Source organism: Schlesneria sp. (genome assembly GCF_036405755.1).
Lineage (GTDB): Bacteria > Planctomycetota > Planctomycetia > Planctomycetales > Planctomycetaceae > Schlesneria > Schlesneria sphaerica.
On record NZ_DASWWZ010000524.1, the window covers coordinates 1 to 3899 of the forward strand.

Genomic DNA, 3899 nt, shown 5'->3' on the forward strand with positions numbered 1-3899 from the left:
ACTCATGCTGATGACGGACGGTAACGGCGTCCCCATCTCGGGGTTCACCATTTCTGCAAAGGTCGCCGAAGTCAACACGATCGAGACGCTGGTCGACATTCAAGTTGCTGGCCAGAAACCGGAGAGGCTGCTGTACGATAAAGCGGCTGATGCCGATTGGATTCGTGATACGCTCAAACTGAGAGGCATTGAACAAATCACACCCCACCGGAACGGCCGCAAAAAGCCATCACGACAAGACGGGCGAAGCCTGAGGAGATATGCGAGTCGATGGAAAGTCGAACGCACGATCAGCTGGCTAGGCTATCAGAGAAGACTTCTTGTCAGGCACGAATACTACCCGCATCTCTTCGAAGGCTTTTTTCACCTCGCCTGCGTGATGATATGCTTAAACCGGTTTTGAAACTGCTTCTAGAAGAGAAAGCTCTCCAACTGCACGACGAAGTGATCGAACAGAGGCTTGGGCAGGTTGGCGATTGCCAGCAGCAGAACATAGTGCAAACTGAATGCACCACCACACATCTTCTTGAGGTTCGCCATTGGCGTGTTGGCGTGGCCGTCGTTTCCCTGGCCCTCTGAGAAGGCGAGGTACATCTCGACGTTGCGAACGATCTTCCGCACAAACTCGAACGGCTTCTCGTCATACTCGCACAGCTTGGCATTATCCTTGTTGACGAACCAATCGTAGATTTCATCTTCACGAACAATCGAGTCCTTGTTTGTGATCTTGAAGTTTGCCATCAGGTAGTAGCGCAAAAAACGCAGCGGCTTCTCTTTCGACTTTTCAAGCGGGGCGGTGATCTTTTTCCATTTGTTTTTGAGCTTGGTAAAGTCCTTCTGAGCGACCTGAGTAAATAGCAGGTTCTTGAGCAAGTCCATCGGGTTCAACCCCACGCCTCGCTCGTCGAGTCGCTCTTCTTCCAGCAGTTCGCTGTTGTCTAGCAGTCGCAGCTCACTGTCGTCCAGCAGTCGCAGTTCACTTTCCTCTGGGAGCTCTCCGTCAGTCAGCAGCAGCTCTCGTTCCTCTAACAGCAATTCATCCATCGGCAGTAGTTCATCCTCTTCATCTTCTTCGACTTCTTCTAGCAGTGGCACTGTACTAGTTCCGTGTTGTGATAACCCACTCCCGACAACACTTCACGTTGCAGTAACCAGCAGTTGCGGCGATTGCAACGGCGTCGGTTTCGGTATTAACCATATACCTGGAACCAACACATGGGCAGGAAGTGTCCCCGGTCACGCAGTTACGCTACAATGTATTTCGAGCTCCAACTGGCACCTTCACGGTGGAGTATGCGGAGAAGTGGGCAGCGACACTTACGCATCCACTGTTTTGTCGTGTGATCCTTTGCATGTTCAATTTACAGGAGTGTTAATACCACAGGGCTCTTGTGCTGGGCAAACGTATGATCTGGATATTACAGAATAATAACATTTCAGTTCGCGTTAACTCTGTGAGGCATTCGTGGCTCACCAGCAATTCCCGGAGGTCGAGAAATGCCTGCAAAATGACTGATTTGGCTGCCCCTTTCGTAGCCATCGGGTGGGATTTCTCGTGACAGTTAGACTCTGATTTCCGCCATTTGGAACTGCGGGGTGAAGAATGGAATCGCGAGAAGAGATTAAGGCACGCAAATACTTGTCGACCGACGACTTGATCCATGTGATTCAAGACACCTTCTCTGGCGTGAACGATCCACGAACGGGGCTCGTCGAAATCCCTCTGACGGACGCGCTGGTGTCGGTATTTGCGATGCTCTCGCTGGGTAAGCGCACAGGGACACGCGAGCACTGGGGTTTGTGCTGCTCATCAGGAAGACGAACTCAACAGCTGATGTGGTCATTCAGCTGCGTAGGCGCAGTGTTCAGGTGGCGGCAGATCTCTCGACTGCTCCACTTGCGCGCGTCGTCAGTCCACCCTGATGAACGGGTGCCGGGTCTCACCGACTTACTCGGCGGACAGGAGCTCACGGGCTTCTTTGCGGAGGTGGTAGCGGTGCTGGCCGATTCGGCTGCGGGTGGAGCTGACCGTCTGGGGTTTCCCGGCAACGTTGATGAACAGTCGGCCGAATTGGCCGACCAGTTGGCTCCAGGCGGATGGCCTTAGGCCCAGCCGTTCCAGAATCGGCTTCACCGCCATTGGAGTGCGCCTTCGCTTGTTTCCATGAAGCTGACGAGCGGTCCAGTCGAGCAGACTCAAATAATCCGGCAACGACATCGGCAGGAATCCCTTATCACTACAGCGAAATCCATCCCCTGAGGGATTCGGGCCCGGCGTGCCGATGAATTCTTCCAGCGAAACTGGCGACAGGAACCGGTCAGGACCCTGCGTCCCACGAAGGGAAGTGGTGGTCGCTGTCGCATCGGATAGAGGCTGATCGTCCGTTGTTCCAGCGGCAGCCACCACGGGCGTGTCTACTACTGTCGCGTCGAGCGACTCAATCCGCCGTTGAACGGACGTGTAATCACTCTGCTCCAGTGTTTCGGCCATCGCAGCGCGGATCGGATTGAGATCGACGTAGGCGGCACACGCCAGAATCGCGGCTTCGTCGAGTAGCCGAACGGCTCGAAATCGATTCTGCCAGAAGCGACCGACTTCACCGTCTTCAAAATTCGCTCGCATGGCAATGTTCTGACAAAGTAATCGCATCCACCAGGCAATATCACCCAACCGCAGCCGGATTGTCTCCAGCTTCTGATGATCATTGCGGATCGTATTCAGCTCCATCTCATTCGGTTCTTCCGGCTGGCCATCACCGTCTTTACGAATCGGGCACAATAACAACCAGCGACGAGCCACCTCGGTATCATCCCAAGTCTGCACCACATCGGGCCGAGACCGCAGAATCAGATGAAAGTGATTGGAAAGAATCGCAAACCCCAAGAGATCGATCCCAAAGCAGCCAGCAAAACGCCGAAGCAGCGTCTCAACCCAAAGCTTACGGTGATTGTAGTTCTTACCGCTCAGCGGATCATCGCCCAAGAGGAAGCAACGCCGCACAACTCGGTTCATCACATGCACAATGGCAACTTCGTCCGGCGAGAAAACTTCCCCACGAGATAACCGCGCCATGCCCCCCCCCGAGCGAGCACCAACCTTAGAACCAGACAACGACTGCTGGACGATACCCACTTTCCCCATAGACCATACACACCGCAAGGCGCTTGTCTGACTGCTGTCAGAACCCGGCGATGTCGACCGTTCTTCATCCATGGGAAACTGGTAACTTCCTCGCTCCAGCCGCTTGTAAAAGATCGCCAGTCCGTCTTGATCCCACCACAGGATCTTCAGACGATCTCGACGCTGATTGCGGAAGACTAACAAGTGACCTGAAAACGGATCCTGGTCAATCACGTTCTGGACAAGTGCTAACAGACCGTCAAACCCCTTTCGCATATCCGTCGGCTGCAGCGCCAGAAACACACGCACCGTCCGGGACAGATTCAGCATCGGGGCCTCCGCTCTGAAGGAACGTGGTCAGCGAACTCACCGTGAAGAACCTGTTGACAGGAACCGATGACACGCCGCAGAACCTCTGCGGACACATCCTCGCGAACACGAATCACCGGACCACCAGGACATTCAATCTCCATCATCGGTCTGGTCGTCATCAACGGTGACGATTCCCCCACAATCTCGACGGCAATCAATCCTGCGTTGTTGGAACAGGGCATCCCATCGGTTCGGCGTCCCCACCAGCAATCTTTCGCCGCCGCCAATAATGAAACGAGGCTTCAGAGAGATCATGACGATGACAGTACGAACGGATCGAGCAACCTGCCGCCGACTGCCGCTCCAGATGATCCCGCCAATACTCCTCCTTCGAAACACGCCGACTCGAACCACGAGACATTCTCAACTCCTCATTCTCGGAAAGGGAAACCAAAACCCTCCCAAA

At 54.3% G+C, this 3899-nt stretch carries 4 protein-coding genes; 1 reads left to right on the forward strand and 3 read right to left on the reverse strand.

Annotated features, from left to right (window positions below; all coding sequences use genetic code 11):
• The coding region (locus tag VGE80_RS17805) for a transposase (RefSeq protein WP_440593592.1) at positions 1 to 403 on the forward strand (403 nt) is incomplete at its 5' end.
• 8 nt (positions 404 to 411) lie between these two features.
• On the opposite strand, the gene VGE80_RS17810 is transcribed toward VGE80_RS17805, so the two are convergent.
• From VGE80_RS17810 to tnpA, 3 genes are all read right to left on the reverse strand, one after another.
• Positions 412 to 1095 carry a hypothetical protein gene (locus tag VGE80_RS17810; RefSeq protein WP_440593593.1) on the reverse strand — a complete coding sequence of 228 codons (684 nt, stop codon included), beginning with the start codon at positions 1093 to 1095 and terminating at the stop codon, positions 412 to 414.
• Between the two features lie 853 nt (positions 1096 to 1948).
• The gene (tnpB, locus tag VGE80_RS17815; protein ID WP_440593594.1) at positions 1949 to 3451 is read right to left on the reverse strand and encodes an IS66 family insertion sequence element accessory protein TnpB; all 1503 of its coding nucleotides are present in this window, start codon (positions 3449 to 3451) and stop codon (positions 1949 to 1951) included.
• A 196-nt stretch (positions 3452 to 3647) separates the two neighbouring features.
• A partial coding sequence (tnpA, locus tag VGE80_RS17820) for an IS66 family insertion sequence element accessory protein TnpA (RefSeq protein ID WP_440593595.1) occupies positions 3648 to 3899 on the reverse strand: 252 nt, incomplete at its 5' end.

Bases quoted from the DNA above. Each gene is read 5' to 3' on its own strand.
- tnpB (WP_440593594.1), bottom strand. From the start codon at position 3,451: ATGCTGAATCTGTCCCGGACGGTGCGTGTGTTTCTGGCGCTGCAGCCG.